Below are 14,647 nucleotides of genomic sequence, written 5' to 3'. Positions count from 1 at the left end.
CCAGTCCCAGTAGTCCTGTCGTGGTGGAGCGTGGGAACGTGGCTCTGGATCGTGGGCGACGGCTTGCGTGGGGAAGAGGGCTGGATGAGCGTGATGTGGGCGGCGACGTCGCCGGAATCTGGACTCTTCCATCCGGTTGAGAGACGTTCAGAGGTGAAGGATCTGTCAGATCGCTTCAACGACCTGCGTTCCTGTGGCCAGGGGTACCTCGAGGTTCGGTCGCCGAACAGGGAGTTCCCGGTGCTGATCCTGGCCTTCCGGGATAATCACGCGGTGGTCCACCTGATGAGTGACACCGAGCGGATGTCTCTGCTCGTAGGAGACGGTACCGTGCCCTCGGGTGCCGAGGTCGAAGTCCCGATCATGGACGAATTCGCCGTGTTCACGGGCGACTTTGTCCTGGATGTCGATCGGGCGTGGGAGCTGGTGCACGACTTCACGCAGATGCGGGCGGCCGGCCCTCTGGGTGAGTGGTGTGAGTTGTAGCCAAAAGCTCGTGACACGATCATGATCGGTGTTTCTTCAGTCGCCTCGAGTAGATGAGGCCGTAGGCCAAGGAGACGAAGGCGTCGTGGAGTAAGGTTCGGCGTTCCCAGCGGACGGCGAGGCGTTTGAACTGGTGGAGCAGGGCGAAGGTCTGCTCGACGACGTAGCGGAGCTTGCCCAGGCCCTTGATGTTCGGGGCGCCCTTGTGGGAGATCACCGGCAGGATCCGCCGCTTGCGCAGCTCCTCGCTGGTGGGGTTGGAGTCGTATCCCTTGTCCCCGAGCAGCGAATCGGGGCGGCGGCGTGGTCGGCCGGGGCGCCCGGCCACCGGCGGGATGCCGTCGTCATCGACGATCCACGGCCGAGTACTCACACCCTCCCGAACGGCCGAATCGTCGCATCGGTCACGCCCGGCCAGGACACCTCAACAAGATCGTGTTGCGAGCTCTAAGGGTCGGCAGCCGGTCCTTGAGGTGGCTCCGGACTCACGGCTGGGGCCACCTTCCCGTTATGGACGAGAGAATGGCTAAAAGGGTGGAATGCCTCGACCTGTCGCCTTATGAGTACATGGAATTTCCGATTCCCCTGGTCTGTGTTGGATGGCTCGGGAAGGAAAACGGGATTCAGCGATGGAATCATCCCGCCATGTCGCGGGAAGTCGTCGATGCGTTCGAACGTGCATCTCGCCGGGTGGTCAGTCGCACATTGGGTGAGCACGAGTGTGAGTTCTGTGTGGACGGCTTGACTGCAGTCGGGAACGGTGAATACCGGTATTACGCACACGACGGCCTTACATACACTGCACCCGTCTTGATCAAACATTATGTGCACGACCACGGGTACCGGCTCCCCGCGCCCTTGCAGAAGAGCCTGCTCGACACCCGCCCGCTCCCCTGGGACCCACGCGCGGAGCGTCTTGCGGCTCTCGTGTCGGACCCGACCGAAGACGTCATCGCGCGCTGCTGGGCCGTCGCCGACCTGGCTCACTGGCCGGATCGCCGGGCTCTCGACGCGCTGGAGTTCGCCGTCCTCGACGAGGAACTGGTCGACCTGACGGGACGCGAGATCGGGAGGTCGCTGAGCGAGGTCCTCTCAGGCATGCCCGGGCAGGACCTGAGCATGCCCGAGAATGATCTACCACTCGAAGTCCGGGCGGGTCTGGCCAGTAACCCGGCGATGGGGTGAAGCCGCCGTCCGCACCCGTCAGGAAGATCCGTGTTGCCTTGCCTACCGTTGTTCTCCTCAGTCCCCCGGAGGGCGGACGTGTCGCGGGATTGCACAGTGAGTTCGATGAAGAGGGACTCGCTGAGATTCGCCGGAGCATCGGGGAGTTCCGGGCGATCACGCTGGAGCACCCCGATGTGCCGTGCGTGGCGATCTTCTGATGGACGTTCTGCACGGAGTCCCGGGCTTGCCGGATACGAACCACGGCGAGCTGGCCGCCTTTGGTGAGGTTGCGGGCTCGTTTTCGAGCGGACCCCCTGTGGGACTGGCGCATCGTGGCGGACAAGCAACACCGAGGGCGAGTGCCGTGAACGATCGAAGGCGCAGGCCGACAAGCGGCCCGCCTCATCTTCTTCGTGGGGCCGCCTGCAGCGGCTGCCTCAACCACCGAGCCACTTCCAACCTGCCGGCGGTGGCCGCCTGTTGTGACTGAGCGCTTCGTTGCCGACTGCGTCCGGACGAAGCCAGCCACGTTGGAATCAACTGGGTGATCGATCCCGATCATGACAGGATGACGGTTCAGGACAGGGGAGGCGGGACGGTATGGGGCTGGACTACAGCTATGAGATCTTCATGCCCCCTCGGAACGTTGCAAGAGCGCTGACCCGGCTGGCCGAGCTCGCGCCCCGAGGCCGCGAGACGCCGCCGCTTCCGGTGACCCTGCCGGGCGGAGAGCAGTTGATCGTGCCGTTCACCTCGAAGTTCAAGAGCGAACCGGTCGACTGTTCGGCAGGCGGCTCGCTCGAACTGGACACCTCGATCGTCGTCGGCGTCGACGACGCGGTGCGCGAGTGCTTCCTCCGCGATTCCGACAGAGTCGACGAGCAGGGACGGGTGTCGGTCGGGTACATCTACCTGACGGTCAGGTTCTCCCCCGCATGGCACCCGAACTTTGCGTCACTGCAGTTCACAGCCGCTACCTCGAGTATGAGCCGGATGTTCGTGCAGTCCGCGAGCGTCAGGAAGGTGTTCACCGACCTCACCGCCACCACCGGTGGTGTGTGCTGCCTCCTCGACACCGAGACCGACATCTTCGACATCTGCTGGCTCAACGGCGAGACGTTCAGTGGTGAGACTGTTCCTGGCACCCGTTTCTCGGGCTTCCAGGATCTCGTCGCCGCCTGGTGCGAGCCGGTGGAGTAGATCGGGGACGGCGCCCGCACGGGATACGGCGCACCTGCCCGGTCAACGCTCAACCGGCCAACTCAGGCGCTCAGTCACACGTGTTGGACGGAACTGCGGAACGACGAAGCTCCCGGTAGACGGGTTCTCGACCAAGATCACCCGTGTCCGCCAGGGGTTTCGCGTGCTGGTCTACCCGTCCTCTAACGACCTGTCCAGTCGCACCCTGCGGTTCCTGACCGAGCGTCTGACAGCCAGGCGGCAGGAGATCGGGACCCGGTGGCGGCGTCTGACCGCCGGTCGTCAGGCTCTGCTCGCCCTGGCCCGTCTGCGCTGTGGTGACACCTACGCCCGGCTCGCCGCCGGGTCCGGTATCGGCATCGCGACCGCATACCGCTACATACGCGAGGCCGTCGATGTGCTGGCCACACTCGCGCCCACCCTGGCCGAGGCGATGCGCATCGCGCGGACCAAGGCGTTCGTGATCCTGGACGGCACCCTGCTGCCGATCGACCGGATCGCCGCCGAAGCCCCGTACTACTCAGGCAAACACAAGAGGCACGGCATGAACATCCAAGTCCTCACCGACCCGTTCGGCCGCCTGTCGTGGGCCTCGCCCGCGTTGCCCGGCTCCACCCACGACCTGACCGCCGCCCGCACTCACGGGATCGTCGAAGCACTCACCGACGCCCACCTCAAGTGCCGGGCCGACAAGGCATACCAGGGCGCCGGCGGCTCCATCCGGGTGCCCTTCCGCGGCCGTCGCCTCAAGCGGTGGCAGCGCTGCCACAACAGCACACACGCCAAGATCCGCTGCCTCGGCGAGCAGGCCATGGCCACCCTGAAGGGCTGGCGTCTCCTACGGAAGCTCCGCTGCAGCACCAACCGCATCACAGCGATCGTCCAGGCCGTCCTCGTCCTTCACCACGCGTCAGCGTGAGGTTGGAAAAGGCTCACTGACCTTCCAAGCGTGGAGTCGACAGGGACTGACGGCTCGTCATCCCTGCGGTTGCTTGCACGACTGGAGCTGCCACGTGCCGGCCCGCCGGGCGGTGGAGCGCGGCGAGGCGGCGGTGGTCGGCTGGGTGAAGGGAGACCTGATGTCCTCGACGGCTGCCTCACCGGCGCCGGCCGATCAGCATCGCCGGGGCGCCGGCCACCCGCGTCAGGAACACCGTCGCCGAGTTCGGCCCCTGCGGCTTGACCTTCTTGCGGAGTTCCTCCGGCTCCACGGCCGAGCCGCGCTTCTTCACCGTGAGGACGCCGACCTGCCGCTCCCTCAGCAGGGCCTTCAGCCGCTTCACGTTGAAGGGGAGGTGGTCGGTGATCTCGTACGCGGTGGCGTACGGCGTGGGGCGCAGCTCGTCGGCGGTGACGTAGGCGATGGTCTCGTCGATGAGCCCGCCGGAGAGCCGCTGGGCCACGTCCGCGACCAGGTGGGCGCGGATCACGGCCCCGTCGGGCTCGTAGAGGTAGCGGCCGACGGGGCGGACCGGCGGGTTGGGCAGGCCGGCGGCGAGGAGGGTGTGGGGGCCGGGGAGGAGGGTGGCGCGGACGGTGCCCGGGGCGGCGGTGCCGAACCACAGCACGGCCTCCTTCACGTCCCCGCCGTCGGAGATCCACTCGGCCTCGGCGTCGCCGGGGACCGTCTCGTGGGGGATGCCGGGGGCGATCTTCAGCGCGGCGCGCGGGGCCGTCCGGGCCGCCTCGATCGCCCAGGACAGGGGCGGCGAGTATGCCTCAGGGTCGAAGACGCGGCCCCGGCCGCCGCGCCGGGCCGGGTCGACGAAGACGGCGTCGAAGCCGGCCGTGTCGACCTCCGTGACGTCCGCCTCCCGGACCTCGATCAGCTCCGCCAGCCCGAGCGCCTCGGCGTTGGCCCGGGCCGTCGCCGCCGTCACCGGGTCCCGGTCCACGGCGAGGACCCGGATCCCGGCCCGGGCCAGGGCGATGGCGTCCCCGCCGATGCCGCAGCACAGGTCGGCGACCGACCGTACGCCCAGCTCCCGCAGGCGCGCCGCGCGGTACGCGGCGACCCCGGCCCGCGTCGACTGCTCCACCCCGTTCGGCGTGAAGTACATCCGGAGCGCGTCCTCCGCACCGAACTTCGCCACCGCCCGCTCCCGCAGTCGGGCCTGGCCGAGCGCCGCCGACACCAGGGCGGCGGGGTGGTCGCGGCGCAGCCGGGTCGCCACGGCCAGCTCGTCGGCGGGCCGGGTGCCGCGCACCTGGTCGAGGAGGGCCCGGCCCTCGGGGGTGAGAAGGGAGGCGAGATCGACTTCGTTCACCGGCTCATTGTCGGTCAGGCGGCGAGTCGTCCGTCGGGCGGCGGCCGGTCGGTCACGCGACGGCCTTGGGCCAGTCGGTGGACGGCGTGCCCCCGGCCGCGGTGTCGGAACCGGGAACGGGAGGCCGGCTGGGAGGATCCGGCGCCATGGGAGTCGTACGACAAAACGATAAAAAGCGTGCGCCTGGGTGGAGTCGGCCGACGCTGCGGCGGGCAGGAGTCCGGGGCGGGGCCGGTGTCCTCGCGGTCGTCGCCGCCGTGTCCGGCTGCGGGCGCGACGACGGCGCCGACGGAACCCGCCCCGCCGCGGGCCAGCAGGCCGGTCAGGAGCAGCCCGGCCGGGCCCTCACGGCGTACGCCGACCGGCTGGAGGCCGCGTACGCCCGCCGGGTCGCCGCCGCCAGGCACTGGAGGCTCAAGCGGGTCCCGCTCACACCCCCGGCGCCGCCCGCGCACAAGCCGCGCATCACCACCCGCAAGGGCTTCGAGGTCGACGACCACGAGAAGCTGGGTCTGCCGCCCGTCTTCACCACCGTCCCGACCAAGGACAAGGTCGTCTTCCTCACCATCGACGACGGCGCCGAGAAGGACCCCGCGTTCCTGCGGATGATGCGCGAACTGGACGTGCCGTACACCGCCTTCCTCTCCGACTACCTGGTCAAGGAGGACTACGGCTACTTCAAGAAGATGCAGCGCGCCGGGATCACCCTCAACAACCACACACTGCACCACCCCTATCTGCCCGCGCTGTCGTACGCCCGGCAGAAACGGGAGATCTGCGGCATGCAGGACGTGATCGAGAAGCACTACGGCAAGCGGCCCCTCCTCTTCCGCCCGCCCTACGGCAACTACAACCAGGACACTCTGCGGGCCGCGAAGTCGTGCGGCGTGAAGTACGCGCCGCTGTGGGACGAGGAGGTGTTCGTGGACCACTGGGAGTACCGCGAGTGGGACCGCGACCTCCACCCCGGCGACATCGTCCTCACCCACTTCCGGGGCCGGAACGACTGGAAGGGCACCATGCCCGACATGGTCCGCCGGTTCCTGGACATGGTCACGGCGAAGGGGTACGCGGTGGCCCGGCTGGAGGACTATCTGTGAGGGCACCGCTGCCCGCGTCGGCGCCATGGCCGGCGACGGCCCTGGCCCTGGCTCTGGTGCCCGCCATGGCGGTGGCCGGCTGCGCACGGCCCGCCGAGCCGGTCGAACGGCCCGCGGGAGCGACGGTCCAGCGGCCGGGTGGGGCGACGGTCGAGCGGCCCGCGGGAACGACGGCCCCGCGGCCCGGGGGAGCAACGACCCGGCGGGCGCGGCCCGACGGCCCGGCGCCGGCCGCGCGCCCCCTGGCCGGCCCCGCATCCCTCCCGCCCGTCGTCCACCGCGTCCCCACCCGCGACAAGGTCGTCTTCCTCACCTACGACGACACCGCCGAGCGCGACGCCCGCTTCCTCGACCTGGTCCGCGAACTCCGGCTCCCCGTCACCCTGTTCCTCACGGACCGCGTGACCGGCCCCGGCTACGCCCGGTTCGCCCGGCTGCGCTCGGCCGGCGCGCGCCTGCAGAACCACACCCTCGACCACACCGCCCTGCGCGGCCTGCCGTACGCCGGGCAGCGCGCGGAGATCTGCGGCCAGCAGCACAAGCTCAGGTCCCGCTTCGGCGTGCGCCCCCGGCTGCTGCGCCCGCCCTACGGCGCCCACGACACCGCCACCCGCCGTGCCGCCGCCGACTGCGGGATCTCGGCGGTCGTGCTGTGGCGCGCCTCGGCCGGGCCCGCCGGCCGCCTCACCTTCACCCGCGGCCCGCGCCGCCTCCTGCCCGGCGACGTCATCGCCGTGGCCCCCGACGAGCCCGCCACCCCCGACCTGCGCGCCCGGACCACCCGCCTGCTGCGGACCGTACGGGAGGAAGGGCTGCGGGTGGCGCGCCTGGAGGACTACTTCTGAGCGGCATCCGGCGGCTTCTGAGCGGCATCCGGTGGCGCATTCCGGCCGACGCGCGGTCCGCATTGGCACTCCGCTTGACCGAGTGCTAATCGCGGTCATAGTCTCGGCTCTGGCACTCCCCACTGGAGAGTGCCAAAAAGCGACGGGCAGGTCCGGCACCCGCGACGACGGATCCACCTGGTCGCCACCTCAGACAGTCAACCCCGTGAGATCTCCGAAGGGGGAGGTCGGATCGTGACGACCGCCAGCACCAAGGTTGCCATCAAGCCGCTCGAGGACCGCATCGTGGTCCAGCCGCTGGACGCCGAGCAGACCACGGCCTCTGGCCTGGTCATCCCGGACACCGCGAAGGAGAAGCCCCAGGAGGGCGCCGTCCTCGCCGTGGGCCCGGGCCGCTTCGAGAACGGCGAGCGCCTGCCGCTCGACGTCAAGGTCGGTGACGTCGTGCTCTACAGCAAGTACGGCGGCACCGAGGTCAAGTACAACGGCGAGGAGTACCTCGTCCTCTCGGCTCGCGACGTCCTCGCGATCATCGAGAAGTAGTACCCGTCGAAGCGGGGAACCGCTTCGAACTGCGCCCCTGGCCCCCCGCGAACACTGATCAGCCGGGCGCCGGGGGCGCAGTGCCATTCCACCCCGTTTTCCGCGTTATCCGCCCAAGATTTCCGAGAGGGCTGCCGCTGTCATGGCGAAGATCCTGAAGTTCGACGAGGACGCCCGTCGCGCCCTTGAGCGCGGCGTCAACAAGCTGGCCGACACGGTCAAGGTGACGATCGGCCCGAAGGGCCGCAACGTCGTCATCGACAAGAAGTTCGGCGCCCCGACCATCACCAACGACGGCGTGACCATCGCCCGCGAGGTGGAGATCGAGGACCCGTACGAGAACCTCGGCGCCCAGCTCGTCAAGGAGGTGGCGACCAAGACCAACGACATCGCGGGTGACGGTACGACCACCGCCACGGTGCTGGCCCAGGCGCTCGTCCGCGAGGGCCTGAAGAACGTCGCCGCCGGTGCCTCCCCGGCGCTGCTGAAGAAGGGCATCGACGCCGCTGTCAAGGCCGTCTCCGACGACCTGCTCGCCTCGGCCCGCCCGATCGACGAGAAGTCCGACATCGCCGCCGTGGCCGCGCTGTCCGCCCAGGACCAGCAGGTCGGCGAGCTCATCGCCGAGGCCATGGACAAGGTCGGCAAGGACGGCGTCATCACCGTCGAGGAGTCCAACACCTTCGGTCTGGAGCTGGACTTCACCGAGGGCATGGCCTTCGACAAGGGCTACCTGTCGCCGTACTTCGTCACGGACCAGGAGCGCATGGAGGCCGTCCTCGACGAGCCGTACATCCTGATCAACCAGGGCAAGATCTCCTCGATCGCCGACCTGCTGCCGCTGCTGGAGAAGGTCATCCAGACCAACTCCTCCAAGCCGCTGCTGATCATCGCCGAGGACGTCGAGGGCGAGGCCCTGTCGACCCTGGTCGTCAACAAGATCCGCGGCACCTTCAACGCCGTCGCCGTGAAGGCCCCCGGCTTCGGCGACCGCCGCAAGGCGATGCTGCAGGACATGGCCGTCCTCACCGGTGCCACCGTCATCTCCGAGGAGGTCGGCCTCAAGCTCGACCAGGTCGGCGTCGACGTGCTCGGCAGCGCCCGCCGCGTCACCGTCACCAAGGACGACACCACGATCGTCGACGGCGCCGGCAAGTCCGAGGACGTGCACGGCCGCGTCGCGCAGATCAAGGCCGAGATCGAGAACACCGACTCCGACTGGGACCGCGAGAAGCTCCAGGAGCGCCTCGCGAAGCTGGCCGGCGGCGTGTGCGTGATCAAGGTCGGCGCCGCCACCGAGGTGGAGCTGAAGGAGAAGAAGCACCGTCTGGAGGACGCCATCTCCGCGACCCGCGCCGCGGTCGAGGAGGGCATCGTCTCCGGTGGTGGCTCCGCGCTGGTCCACGCCGTGAAGGTCCTGGAGGGCAACCTCGACAAGACCGGCGACGAGGCCACCGGTGTCGCCGTGGTCCGCCGTGCCGCCGTCGAGCCGCTGCGCTGGATCGCCGAGAACGCCGGCCTGGAGGGCTACGTCATCGTCTCCAAGGTCGCCGAGCTGGAGAAGGGCAACGGCTACAACGCCGCCACCGGCGAGTACGGCGACCTGGTCAAGGCCGGCGTCATCGACCCGGTCAAGGTCACCCGCTCCGCCCTGGAGAACGCCGCCTCCATCGCCTCCCTCCTCCTGACGACCGAGACCCTGGTCGTCGAGAAGAAGGAAGAGGAAGAGCCGGCCGCCGCCGCGGGCCACGGCCACGGCCACGCCCACTGAGCGGGCCCCTCGTAGGTCGTCTTCGCCCCGTCGCCGCGCGACGGGGCGAAGTGCTGCCCGGCGAACATGTGCTCGTATGATGATCTCGATACTGCAGAGGCTTACGGGGGCGCAGGACTCGGGGGGCATTCGCCATGAGTGGGCAAGCAACCGGGTCGCCGCAGGGGGCTACTCCAGACCTGAAGGTGACCCGCACCGACCTGACGAAGCTCGCCGGCGACCTCGGCGATATGGGTGACCACCTGGACCAGCAGGTCACGCGTATGGATGCGATCGTGGACCGGATCGAGGCGGGCTGGCGCGGTCCGGCCGGGACGGTGTACCGCGAGTTCCACCGTGCCGCGGCCGAGGACGCCGTACGTATCCGTGAAGTGGTGAAGGTGCTGCAGCAGGCCGTGCTGCTGAGCCGGGACGGATTCTCCGAGACGGACCTCGATGTCCTCCACCGCATTCGGCAGGTCCACGTGGACATCAGTAGTGAGGTCGGCCGGCTGTCCACACCGGATCCGCAGGCGGCGCCGCAGGCCACCGGCAGCGCGCTCGACGCGTACTGACGCTATGACAGGGGGGGAACATGTCGAGCAAGCCTGAGTCCGAGGAGCAGATAACCGTCTCCTTGCCGGCGCTCCAGGAACTCGCCGCCGACCTTGAGGACATCCTCAAGCAGCTGAACGAGAAGCTGGAAGCCCTGTACGGCCGTGTCGAACCCGTGGTGCTCTCCTGGCGGGGCGAGGCCAGGGAGGTCTTCGTCGAGAAGCTCGACGAATGGGACCGTTCCGCACAGGACCTGGAAGCGGCCCAGAAGTGGCTGCACGCTTTCGTCACCACGGGTCACCTCAACTACGCCGCGGCGCACCGGGCGGTGCTGGGCGGCTGGGGCGCACTCTGATGGGCACGCCGGTTCCGGCGCCGTCCGCGAGCCCCACCCCCACGCCGTCGACGGGCGGTGGGCTTCCCCAGCCGTCCGCCTCCGGCGGCGGTGCGAGCCCCACGCCCCACCCGTCGCCCGGCGGCCTGACCGACCCCGACGGCAAGGACATCTCCCAGGGCGACACCGATTCGGACCGGCACCAGCGGGCCGCCGAACTGGCGGCGATGAAACCCGCCCCGCCGGGCAGCGCCGTCGCCTTCGACGTCCAGCCGCCGCACGTGTACTACGCGTCGTACATGCTGCGCAATGCCCAATACGACTTCGCCGCCCGGGCCAGGAGGCTGGTCGGCGCGCTCGACGGTCATGAACACGCCGTCGGCTGCGGCACCGGGCCGGAAGCCTTCGCGAGGGCATACGCCGATGTCGCCGGCCTCTTCCTGGACGTGTGGAACAAGACCGCGGAGGGGGTCGGCGGCGCGGCCGTCGGCCTCACGGTCACCGCGAACAACTACGCCCAGGCGGACCACGTCACTCTCGCCCCGACTCCGGTGCTGGTGAAGAAGAGCCCCCCGGACGTCCTGAAGAACACCGGTGCGACCGGTCCCGTGGCCCAGCTCGGCTGGGGCCAGGCTCCCGCCGAGGACGGCTGGGGCAACGCGATCATCGATGAGGTCTCCGGGGCGCTGAGCACGATCGGCGCCGAGATCCTGCGCCCGATCCTCGGCCACGCCCTGCGACATGGCAAGGTCGCCGACATCACACCCGGCGGCGACGACACGGCTCTGCCCGAGATAGCAAAGGTCTGGCGTCTGGCCGCCCAGGACGCCAGGTCGTCGGCGGACGAGTTCAACGACGCGATCGCGTACATCACGAACCCGGCTCCGGGACACGACGAGTGGCAGAACGCGATGAAGCAGTTCTGCTCGTCGATGTGGGGCACGACGGCATGGGGCAAGGAGCGCCATGGCCACAAGTGGAACCACAGGGACGGTCAACGACCCGCGCTGGACGTTCTTCAGGACACGGCTCGCGCTGTCGCGAGCGGATGCGACTCGGTCAGTGCCGAAGTGACGAAGATCAGGTCCACCATCGTCGATGTCTACAAGGACGCGGCGACCCGGACCTTCGCGATGAAGAGTTTCAAGGACGCCCTAGAACTGATCGGCAAACTGCCGGAGTTGGCCGCGGAGTTCATCGCGAACATCGACACCGGCCGTTTGAACCACGCGGTGGACTCGTACAACAGCGAGATCCACAAGCTCGCCGACGGTCTGACCGATCTCAAGGAGGCACTGGAGGAGGCCGGACGGAGCGTCCCCACGTACGCGGCTGAGGAGGCGCGAGCGGAAGCGTTCGGTGCCCGGTCGCTCGACGAGTTCAGACACGAACTCCGGTGGTCCGATCCGGAGGACACCAAGAACGGGATCTATCGGATCGACTTGGCGAGCAGTGAGTGGCTGGGAGACGGACACACCCTGGACAAGCATGTGGGGAAGAGCTCTGAGCAACTCGCTCAACGGCTGCGCGACCAGGGGGACGCCCCGACCGCGAATTGGCCCCATGGCAAGCCGACGGTCGGCGCGGCATCCAGTTTCGCCGACCTGGCGAGCGCACAACGCTTCACGCAGTACAACATCGATGCACATTCCGCCGAAGTCAAGGCATGGCTTCAGGGGCCGCCCCCGCCTGCGGACGGAGACGTGAAGAAACTCGTCGGCCCAGGCCCCAACGGGGAGGTGACCGGGATGGGTGTCATGAAGCAGCCGTACGATCCGAGCGATCCGCTGTCCGGTTTCAAACAAGGCGGAATGAATGTGAGGAGTACCGACCTGAAGAACCTCGACACCCGGCTGAAGTACGATTCGACTCTCGATCCCCCCTTCGTTGTGATCACTTCTATGCCGGCGCGTTGACCGGTCGATTGTGGAAGAGAAATTGTCAACGGTAACCCGAGCGGCCTGGGAGGCAGCCGCACTTCGCCTTCTGGACGATGTGTACGCGTTCGCGGCGACGGGGCCCAGGACGCATGGCGACTGGCAGGGCGACGTGCTCGCCGTGATGAGCCGGGAGGCTGACGATCCGCGTGGCTGGCGGACCCTCGACTGGGACAGGGGAAGGGTGCGTCACGAGCGGGGAGTTGCGGAGGGCGCGGTCTTCCCCTTTCTCGCTCTGTCGGAGGCCACCCTGAGTCAGAAGCTCCACCCCGTGGACCTGGAGACGGCGGCTCGCCTCCTGGTCATCATGTCGTACGAGTGGGGGCCGATCGGGCCCTGGGACGAGGCGGGGGACGCACTCGCCGATGCGTGGACTGTACTCGGCCGATTCGGCAGCGATGTGCACTGTCACAGCAACATCGCCGCCGCCCGGGTGTCAGTTTCTCCCGACTTGACCGCTGGGGTGGACAGCTGGACGCCTCTCACGGATTACGTCGGCGACTTCGGCTTCGTTGTCGTCGCGCCCGAGGAAGTCGGCGTCTTCTGGTCCTTCGATCCGACGTGAGGCAGCACATGGTGGCCTCGACCTCCCGAGCGAAATGGTGACCGTGTCCAACACGACTCCTGTACGCATCAGAACTTCGACCTACCCCGACCGCGACACGGCCCAGTGGGCCACCCAGCATGCGGTCACCGCCAACGAGCAGCTCATCCATCGCTGGCTCGCACAGTCCACCCGTGCCCGTCTGACCATCGAAGCCTCGTGGCCGTCTAGGGAGGAGCCGGTGGGGCGGGTGTTGTTGCAGGCGATGATGCTGGCCGGTCGTGAGCCCGTCGACGTACGAGCGTCCCGGGTCATCCTCAGGCGGGACGCCACCCGCCCCCATGGCTTCGTCGTGCAGGCCACCTTCCCCGTCTACCTGTAGCTCCCCACAGAGGCTGACCCCCGTGCCCTTGAGCCCCCTCGAACACGACCGCCGCTACGGCGAACTCGATCAGGTGATCCGCGCCTACGCCGGACAGTCGGCCGACGACACCCCGGACAGGCCCAGCCGGGCCCTGGTCGCCTACCTGCGCCACACATGGCACACCCGGCCGTGGGCGCTCGCCGTGGCCGAGCGGCAGCTGCGGGAGTACGCCGAGCACCCGCCGGGACGGCTGCGGCTGCGACTGGGCGAGTTCTATCCCGTTCCCGACGTCGGCCTCCCCGAGGGGGAGATCCAGGGGTGGCTGCGCTGCCTCGCCGACCACATCGGGCACAGCATCGAGCAGGGAGAGGTACCGCCCCCCGCCGTGCCGGAGACACACTGGGAATGGCACGCCCGCTTCCCCGAGCTCGCACAGTTCCTCGGCGGCTGGTTCTCGCAGGACATGCCCGACGAGTTCGCCGATCACGACGCCGCTGTCGCCGACTACCGGGCCACCACGGACGCGCGGCTCACTGCCCGGCTGGTGGGCGAACTGTATGAGTTGCTCGCCCTTGACCTGGAGGAAACCGACTACGCACTGGCCCTGGCCGAGCTGGGCATGGAGGTCGACCCGCCGGCTCCGTACTCACCCAGCGGCTGGCTCGCGTTGATCGCCGGTCGGCTCGGCGGGCCGCGCGCCGACCACCCACCGAAGGAGACAGACGGCGGCTGGAATGGTCGGCACTGAACAGTTCGAGGGCACAGGGAAAGCCCCGGCACCCGAGTAGCGCCGGGGCCCACCCCGTCCCCGGCGCTACTCGCCCACCACCCCCAGCTGTTCCATCAGCCCCGCCCGGTCGTACTGCCACCACGCCTCGCAGAGCCTGCCGTCACGGAGGCGGTGCAGGGTCATGCCCGTCATGGTGACGTCCTGGCCGGTCGGCGGGATGCCCAGGTAGTCGCCGTGGTGGCGGGCCAGCCACGTCCAGCGGGTGCAGACCCGGTCACCCTGGGCCATCTGGTCGTCGACGCGGAACGAGAAGGCGAAGGCCGCCCGCCAGTCCGCGTACTGCTCGCGCAGCCGGTCCAAGCCCTGCACGGCCTCCGGGAACGACGGATCGTGGTCCACGTAGTCGTCGGTGAGGTGGTCGGCCAGCGCGTCCGGCTCGACCTGGCCCATCGCCGCGAAGAACGCCCGCGCGGCCAGGACGTTCAGCTGCTCGTCGCGGACGACGTCGAGGTCGGTGAAGGTGGGCGCCTCGTCGCACAGGGCGACCATCTCCTGGAAGATCCGGTCGGTCTCCGGCAGCCGCGAGTTGCGCATCGCCTCCTCGTACGACGGGAACTCCACGATCTCGATCAGGTGCGAGGCGTCGGACCGGTCCTTGCCGATGATGTCGTGCGTCGCCGTCCGCCTGCCCCGGGTCTGCTCGACCCACCTGTCCATCAGCTGGTTCATCTCCTCGAACCGGCTGGTCCTGCAGTCGATGAGCTGTACGAAGGTCATGAGCCGCCTCCGGTCCTCCGTGGGTCCGGTACCGTCGGGATCATTCTC

Annotated in this window: 17 protein-coding genes; 14 read left to right on the top strand and 3 right to left on the bottom strand. The window is 68.8% G+C overall.

What is annotated here, in order from left to right; translation table 11 throughout:
* Nucleotides 1-84: 84 nt before the first annotated feature.
* A complete protein-coding gene (locus tag AC3ET3_RS02650) occupies nucleotides 85-486 on the top strand; it encodes a hypothetical protein (RefSeq protein WP_435611553.1) in 402 nt (133 codons plus the stop codon).
* A 19-nt stretch (nucleotides 487-505) separates the two neighbouring features.
* On the opposite strand, the gene AC3ET3_RS02645 is transcribed toward AC3ET3_RS02650, so the two are convergent.
* The gene (locus AC3ET3_RS02645; RefSeq protein WP_435611552.1) at nucleotides 506-859 is read right to left on the bottom strand and encodes a transposase; all 354 of its coding nucleotides are present in this window, start codon (nucleotides 857-859) and stop codon (nucleotides 506-508) included.
* 137 nt (nucleotides 860-996) lie between these two features.
* Here AC3ET3_RS02645 and AC3ET3_RS02640 point away from each other — a divergent pair, with 137 nt between their 5' ends.
* The 3 genes from AC3ET3_RS02640 to AC3ET3_RS02630 all read left to right on the top strand — a co-directional run bounded on the left by AC3ET3_RS02640 (nucleotide 997) and on the right by AC3ET3_RS02630 (nucleotide 3,772).
* Nucleotides 997-1,671, top strand: coding sequence for a DUF7919 family protein (locus AC3ET3_RS02640; protein ID WP_435611551.1), 675 nt, complete (start codon nucleotides 997-999; stop codon nucleotides 1,669-1,671).
* Nucleotides 1,672-2,253: 582 nt separating this feature from the next.
* Complete coding sequence (locus AC3ET3_RS02635; protein WP_435611550.1) at nucleotides 2,254-2,853, top strand: hypothetical protein; 600 nt, start codon at nucleotides 2,254-2,256, stop codon at nucleotides 2,851-2,853.
* Nucleotides 2,854-3,016: 163 nt separating this feature from the next.
* A complete protein-coding gene (locus AC3ET3_RS02630; protein ID WP_435611549.1) occupies nucleotides 3,017-3,772 on the top strand; it encodes a transposase family protein in 756 nt (251 codons plus the stop codon).
* A 178-nt stretch (nucleotides 3,773-3,950) separates the two neighbouring features.
* Here the strand turns inward: AC3ET3_RS02630 and AC3ET3_RS02625 are convergent, their stop codons facing one another.
* On the bottom strand, nucleotides 3,951-5,138 hold the full coding sequence (locus AC3ET3_RS02625; RefSeq protein ID WP_435611625.1) for a THUMP-like domain-containing protein: 1,188 nt from the start codon (nucleotides 5,136-5,138) through the stop codon (nucleotides 3,951-3,953).
* Between the two features lie 128 nt (nucleotides 5,139-5,266).
* On the opposite strand from AC3ET3_RS02625, the gene AC3ET3_RS02620 reads away from it, so the two are divergent.
* From AC3ET3_RS02620 to AC3ET3_RS02575, 10 genes are all read left to right on the top strand, one after another.
* Nucleotides 5,267-6,220, top strand: coding sequence for a polysaccharide deacetylase family protein (locus AC3ET3_RS02620; RefSeq protein ID WP_432134966.1), 954 nt, complete (start codon nucleotides 5,267-5,269; stop codon nucleotides 6,218-6,220).
* A 65-nt stretch (nucleotides 6,221-6,285) separates the two neighbouring features.
* Nucleotides 6,286-7,065: a polysaccharide deacetylase family protein gene (locus AC3ET3_RS02615; RefSeq protein WP_435611624.1), complete on the top strand. Its 780-nt coding sequence runs from the start codon at nucleotides 6,286-6,288 to the stop codon at nucleotides 7,063-7,065.
* 234 nt (nucleotides 7,066-7,299) lie between these two features.
* Nucleotides 7,300-7,608 carry a co-chaperone GroES gene (groES, locus tag AC3ET3_RS02610; RefSeq protein ID WP_432134965.1) on the top strand — a complete coding sequence of 103 codons (309 nt, stop codon included), beginning with the start codon at nucleotides 7,300-7,302 and terminating at the stop codon, nucleotides 7,606-7,608.
* A gap of 142 nt (nucleotides 7,609-7,750) precedes the next feature.
* Nucleotides 7,751-9,379, top strand: a complete 1,629-nt coding sequence (gene groL, locus AC3ET3_RS02605) for a chaperonin GroEL (protein ID WP_432134964.1) — start codon at nucleotides 7,751-7,753, stop codon at nucleotides 9,377-9,379.
* A gap of 134 nt (nucleotides 9,380-9,513) precedes the next feature.
* Nucleotides 9,514-9,933, top strand: a complete 420-nt coding sequence (locus AC3ET3_RS02600) for a WXG100 family type VII secretion target (protein WP_435611548.1) — start codon at nucleotides 9,514-9,516, stop codon at nucleotides 9,931-9,933.
* 20 nt (nucleotides 9,934-9,953) lie between these two features.
* On the top strand, nucleotides 9,954-10,268 hold the full coding sequence (locus AC3ET3_RS02595; RefSeq protein ID WP_435611547.1) for a WXG100 family type VII secretion target: 315 nt from the start codon (nucleotides 9,954-9,956) through the stop codon (nucleotides 10,266-10,268).
* Complete coding sequence (locus tag AC3ET3_RS02590; protein WP_435611546.1) at nucleotides 10,268-12,163, top strand: RNase A-like domain-containing protein; 1,896 nt, start codon at nucleotides 10,268-10,270, stop codon at nucleotides 12,161-12,163. Before AC3ET3_RS02595 ends, AC3ET3_RS02590 begins: the two co-directional genes overlap by 1 nt.
* A gap of 79 nt (nucleotides 12,164-12,242) precedes the next feature.
* Nucleotides 12,243-12,749 (top strand): hypothetical protein, encoded by a 507-nt coding sequence (locus AC3ET3_RS02585; RefSeq protein WP_488191819.1) that lies wholly within the window; start codon nucleotides 12,243-12,245, stop codon nucleotides 12,747-12,749.
* 43 nt (nucleotides 12,750-12,792) lie between these two features.
* Nucleotides 12,793-13,110 (top strand): RNase A-like domain-containing protein, encoded by a 318-nt coding sequence (locus AC3ET3_RS02580; protein ID WP_435611544.1) that lies wholly within the window; start codon nucleotides 12,793-12,795, stop codon nucleotides 13,108-13,110.
* A 22-nt stretch (nucleotides 13,111-13,132) separates the two neighbouring features.
* Nucleotides 13,133-13,840 (top strand): contact-dependent growth inhibition system immunity protein, encoded by a 708-nt coding sequence (locus tag AC3ET3_RS02575; protein ID WP_435611543.1) that lies wholly within the window; start codon nucleotides 13,133-13,135, stop codon nucleotides 13,838-13,840.
* A gap of 66 nt (nucleotides 13,841-13,906) precedes the next feature.
* Here the strand turns inward: AC3ET3_RS02575 and AC3ET3_RS02570 are convergent, their stop codons facing one another.
* A complete protein-coding gene (locus tag AC3ET3_RS02570; protein WP_432134963.1) occupies nucleotides 13,907-14,599 on the bottom strand; it encodes an ester cyclase in 693 nt (230 codons plus the stop codon).
* Nucleotides 14,600-14,647 lie beyond the last annotated feature (48 nt).

It is taken from the genome of Streptomyces sp. bgisy159, assembly GCF_057707805.1.
The sequence above is the reverse complement of the archived record's forward strand: the minus strand, read 5'-3'. Positions and strand labels throughout refer to the sequence as shown.

Bases quoted from the DNA above. Each gene is read 5' to 3' on its own strand.
- AC3ET3_RS02650 (WP_435611553.1), top strand. From the start codon at position 85: ATGAGCGTGATGTGGGCGGCGACGTCGCCGGAATCTGGACTCTTCCAT.
- AC3ET3_RS02635 (WP_435611550.1), top strand. From the start codon at position 2,254: ATGGGGCTGGACTACAGCTATGAGATCTTCATGCCCCCTCGGAACGTT.
- AC3ET3_RS02590 (WP_435611546.1), top strand. From the start codon at position 10,268: ATGGGCACGCCGGTTCCGGCGCCGTCCGCGAGCCCCACCCCCACGCCG.
- AC3ET3_RS02595 (WP_435611547.1), top strand. From the start codon at position 9,954: ATGTCGAGCAAGCCTGAGTCCGAGGAGCAGATAACCGTCTCCTTGCCG.
- AC3ET3_RS02640 (WP_435611551.1), top strand. From the start codon at position 997: ATGGACGAGAGAATGGCTAAAAGGGTGGAATGCCTCGACCTGTCGCCT.
- groL (WP_432134964.1), top strand. From the start codon at position 7,751: ATGGCGAAGATCCTGAAGTTCGACGAGGACGCCCGTCGCGCCCTTGAG.
- AC3ET3_RS02615 (WP_435611624.1), top strand. From the start codon at position 6,286: ATGGCGGTGGCCGGCTGCGCACGGCCCGCCGAGCCGGTCGAACGGCCC.
- AC3ET3_RS02620 (WP_432134966.1), top strand. From the start codon at position 5,267: ATGGGAGTCGTACGACAAAACGATAAAAAGCGTGCGCCTGGGTGGAGT.
- AC3ET3_RS02600 (WP_435611548.1), top strand. From the start codon at position 9,514: ATGAGTGGGCAAGCAACCGGGTCGCCGCAGGGGGCTACTCCAGACCTG.
- AC3ET3_RS02570 (WP_432134963.1), bottom strand. From the start codon at position 14,599: ATGACCTTCGTACAGCTCATCGACTGCAGGACCAGCCGGTTCGAGGAG.